The sequence below is a fragment of the Bradyrhizobium sp. genome, from assembly GCF_047605465.1.
Classification (GTDB): Bacteria; Pseudomonadota; Alphaproteobacteria; order Rhizobiales; family Xanthobacteraceae; genus Bradyrhizobium.
Genome location: NZ_JASGFS010000128.1, coordinates 1 through 3,494, shown reverse-complemented (window position 1 = coordinate 3,494; position 3,494 = coordinate 1). Strand labels below are relative to the sequence as shown.

Annotated in this window: 6 protein-coding genes; all 6 read left to right on the top strand. The window is 63.9% G+C overall.

From position 1 onward, the window contains the following. The coding region (locus QM712_RS36145) for a preprotein translocase subunit SecY (protein ID WP_415027920.1) at positions 1–545 on the top strand (545 nt) is incomplete at its 5' end. Further along, positions 542–1,123 (top strand): adenylate kinase, encoded by a 582-nt coding sequence (locus tag QM712_RS36140; RefSeq protein WP_415027919.1) that lies wholly within the window; start codon positions 542–544, stop codon positions 1,121–1,123. The genes QM712_RS36145 and QM712_RS36140, both read left to right, overlap by 4 nt. Before the next feature lie 12 nt (positions 1,124–1,135). After that, positions 1,136–1,372 carry a methionyl-tRNA formyltransferase gene (locus QM712_RS36135; RefSeq protein WP_415027918.1) on the top strand — a complete coding sequence of 79 codons (237 nt, stop codon included), beginning with the start codon at positions 1,136–1,138 and terminating at the stop codon, positions 1,370–1,372. 212 nt (positions 1,373–1,584) lie between these two features. Then, positions 1,585–1,953, top strand: coding sequence for a 30S ribosomal protein S13 (gene rpsM / locus QM712_RS36130; protein ID WP_415027917.1), 369 nt, complete (start codon positions 1,585–1,587; stop codon positions 1,951–1,953). A 191-nt stretch (positions 1,954–2,144) separates the two neighbouring features. Then, positions 2,145–2,534: a 30S ribosomal protein S11 gene (gene rpsK, locus QM712_RS36125; RefSeq protein ID WP_415027916.1), complete on the top strand. Its 390-nt coding sequence runs from the start codon at positions 2,145–2,147 to the stop codon at positions 2,532–2,534. 116 nt (positions 2,535–2,650) lie between these two features. Then, positions 2,651–3,494, top strand: an 844-nt coding sequence (locus QM712_RS36120; RefSeq protein ID WP_415027915.1) for a DNA-directed RNA polymerase subunit alpha, incomplete at its 3' end; no start/stop codon positions are given.

Sequence of the window (3,494 nt, the reverse complement as noted above, 5' to 3'; positions counted from 1 at the left end):
CGTTCCTGCCGCTGAAGCTCAACACCGCCGGCGTCATTCCGCCGATCTTCGCCTCCTCGCTGCTGCTGCTGCCGACGACGATCGCGAATTTCTCGCAGAATGCCGCGCCATCAGGCATCTTCGGCACGGTCGCGCAGCTGCTCGGCCACGGCCGGCCGCTCTACATGATGCTCTACGTGGCCCTGATCGTCTTCTTCGCCTTCTTCTACACGGCGATCGTGTTCAATCCGGTCGACACCGCCGACAATCTCAAGAAGCACGGCGGCTTCATTCCCGGCATCCGTCCGGGCGAGCGCACCGCGCAATATATCGACCAGGTGCTGATGCGCATCACGGTGATCGGCGCGGCCTATCTGGCGGTCATCTGCCTGATACCCGAATTGCTAATATCGCAGGCGGGCATGCCGTTCTATTTCGGAGGCACGTCGCTGCTGATCGTGGTCAGCGTGACCATGGACACGGTGGCCCAGATCCACGGCCACCTGCAGGCGCATCAATACGAAGGGCTTGTGCGCAAAGCCAAGCTGCGCGGGAGGAAGAAATGAGGCTGATACTTCTGGGACCGCCCGGCGCGGGCAAGGGCACGCAGGCGGCGCGTCTGGTCGAGAAGTTCGGCATTCCCCAGCTCTCCACCGGCGACATGCTGCGCGCGGCGGTCAAGGCCGGCACCCCGGTCGGCCTCAAGGCCAAGGCGGTGATGGAGGCGGGCGGCCTCGTCTCGGACGAGATCGTGATCGGCATCATCAAGGACCGCATCAAGGAAGCCGACGCCGCCAAGGGCTTCATCCTCGATGGTTTTCCGCGCACGGTCGCGCAGGCCGAGGCGCTGACCGCGCTGCTGGACGCCGAGAAGATGCAGCTCGACGCGGTCGTCGAACTCAAGGTCGACGAAAAGGCGTTGCTCGCCCGCATCGAGAACCGCGCTCGCGAGACGGTCGCGGCCGGTGGCGTGGTCCGCGCCGACGACAACCCGGAAAGCTTCAAGATCCGCCTCGACGCCTACCGCGAGCAGACGGCGCCGGTGTCGGCCTATTACGCGAAGATCGGCGAGTTGAAGACAGTTGACGGCATGGCGCCGATCGACGCTGTCACGAAGGCGCTGGACGGGGTGTTGGCGGGGTAGGGGAGAGACTCAATGGCTGTCATCAAGTCGTTTCGAGTCGTTGAGCCCAAAGGCAAACGCCATCCCACGGAAGTGGACGCCAATATTCGAGTCTTCGGAGCGCCGGATCGCGCTCCGATTGTCCAGATTGACACCTTCGGTTCTGACGACCGGAAGATGCACGGGAAGCAGAGCCAGACAATTCAATTGGATGAAAAAGCCGCGCGGCAATTATTCAAAATCTTGCGGGATTCTTTTGGTTTCGAATAAGCGCTAGAGGCGCTTTTTTTGTTGACCCCGCCCGCCATCCCCCTTACACACCGCGCATCCGAAGCGATCGCTGCCCGATGGCCCCTTCCTGGGGACGCCGGGCTTTTGCGCTTCGGACATAACCTCCCGCATGGGCCGGCCTCCACCGGACGCGGGGACAACAACCGGGGCGCTTGCGGAAACGCTGGCCGCCCACCACATGGAGAGTTGAAATGGCTCGTATTGCGGGCGTCAATATTCCGACGAACAAGCGCGTGATCATCGCGCTCCAGTATATCCACGGCATCGGCGCCCAGAAGGCCAAGGAGATCTGCGAGAAGGTCTCGATCCCGGCCGAACGCCGCGTTTCGCAGCTGACCGACGCCGAAGTGCTCCAGATCCGCGAGGCCATCGACCGCGATTACATCGTGGAAGGCGACCTGCGCCGCGAAGTCGCGATGAACATCAAGCGCCTGATGGACCTGGGCTGCTATCGCGGCCTGCGCCATCGCCGCCAGCTGCCCGTCCGCGGCCAGCGCACGCACACCAACGCCCGCACCCGCAAGGGCAAGGCGAAGCCGATCGCCGGCAAGAAGAAGTAATTCCGCGCCCGTCATCGCAAGCGCAGCGAAGCGATCCGGAGCCACGCCAGTCTTGCTGGATGGCTTCGTCGGTTCACTCCTTGCAATGGCGGTTCCGGCTTAATCCCGCGCAAGCGGGGACCACCTGATCGGCTCAGCCGATCGCATCCCGAGCGCCTGGGATCACGGGCGCGCCAGAAGGACCCTTAGACATGGCCAAGGACACCACCCGCGTTCGCCGCCGCGAACGCAAGAATATCGTTTCGGGCGTCGCCCACGTGAATTCCTCGTTCAACAACACGATGATCACGATCACCGACGCGCAGGGCAACACGATCTCCTGGTCGTCGGCCGGCACGATGGGCTTCAAGGGCTCGCGCAAGTCGACGCCCTACGCCGCGCAGATGGCCGCCGAGGACGCCGCCCGCAAGGCCGCCGAACACGGAATGCGCACGCTGGAAGTCGAAGTTTCCGGCCCGGGTTCGGGTCGCGAATCCGCGCTGCGCGCGCTGCAGGCGGCGGGCTTCACCGTCACCTCGATCCGCGACGTGACGCCGATCCCGCACAACGGCTGCCGCCCGCGCAAGCGTCGCCGCGTCTGATTTTATCGAGCTTCGCGCGCAGGGCCGACGGGTCCTGCGCGCGAAAATTGCGACTTGCAGCGCCCAAGCCATGGTCGACGGACCGATATGCCGGCGCTCAACAGCACAGGAAGACCATGACCATTCAGAAGAACTGGCAAGAGCTCATCAAGCCGAACAAGCTCGAGATCGCTCTCGGCGACGATTCCAAGCGCATGGCGACCATCGTCGCCGAGCCTCTGGAGCGCGGCTTTGGCCTCACGCTCGGCAATGCGCTGCGGCGCATCCTGCTCTCGTCGCTGCAGGGCGCGGCGATCACGTCCGTGCACATCGACGGCGTGCTGCATGAATTCTCGTCCATTCCGGGCGTGCGCGAGGACGTGACCGACATCGTCCTCAACATCAAGGACATCGCCATCAAGATGCAGGGCGATGGACCAAAGCGCATGACGCTGAAGAAGCAGGGCCCCGGGCAGGTGACGGCGGGCGATATCGCCACCCCCGGCGATATTCAGGTGCTCAACCCGAACCTCGTGATCTGCACGCTCGATGACGGCGCCGAAATCCGCATGGAATTCACCGTCGCGACCGGCAAGGGTTACGTGCCGGCCGAGCGCAACCGCGCCGAGGACGCGCCGATCGGCCTCATCCCGGTCGACTCGCTCTATTCGCCGGTCAAGAAGGTCAGCTATCGCATCGAGAACACCCGCGAGGGCCAGGTTCTCGACTATGACAAGCTGACGATGACGGTGGAGACCAACGGCGCGATCTCGCCCGAGGATTCGGTGGCCTACGCCGCGCGCATCCTGCAGGACCAGCTCAATGTCTTCGTGAATTTCGAGGAGCCGCGCCGCGAAGAGGCGGCAAGCTCGATCCCCGAGCTCGCCTTCAACCCGGCGCTGCTCAAGAAGGTGGACGAGCTCGAATTGTCGGTGCGTTCGGCGAACTGCCTGAAGAACGACAACATCGTCTACATCGGCG

Bases quoted from the DNA above. Each gene is read 5' to 3' on its own strand.
- QM712_RS36140 (WP_415027919.1), top strand. From the start codon at position 542: ATGAGGCTGATACTTCTGGGACCGCCCGGCGCGGGCAAGGGCACGCAG.
- QM712_RS36135 (WP_415027918.1), top strand. From the start codon at position 1,136: ATGGCTGTCATCAAGTCGTTTCGAGTCGTTGAGCCCAAAGGCAAACGC.
- rpsM (WP_415027917.1), top strand. From the start codon at position 1,585: ATGGCTCGTATTGCGGGCGTCAATATTCCGACGAACAAGCGCGTGATC.
- rpsK (WP_415027916.1), top strand. From the start codon at position 2,145: ATGGCCAAGGACACCACCCGCGTTCGCCGCCGCGAACGCAAGAATATC.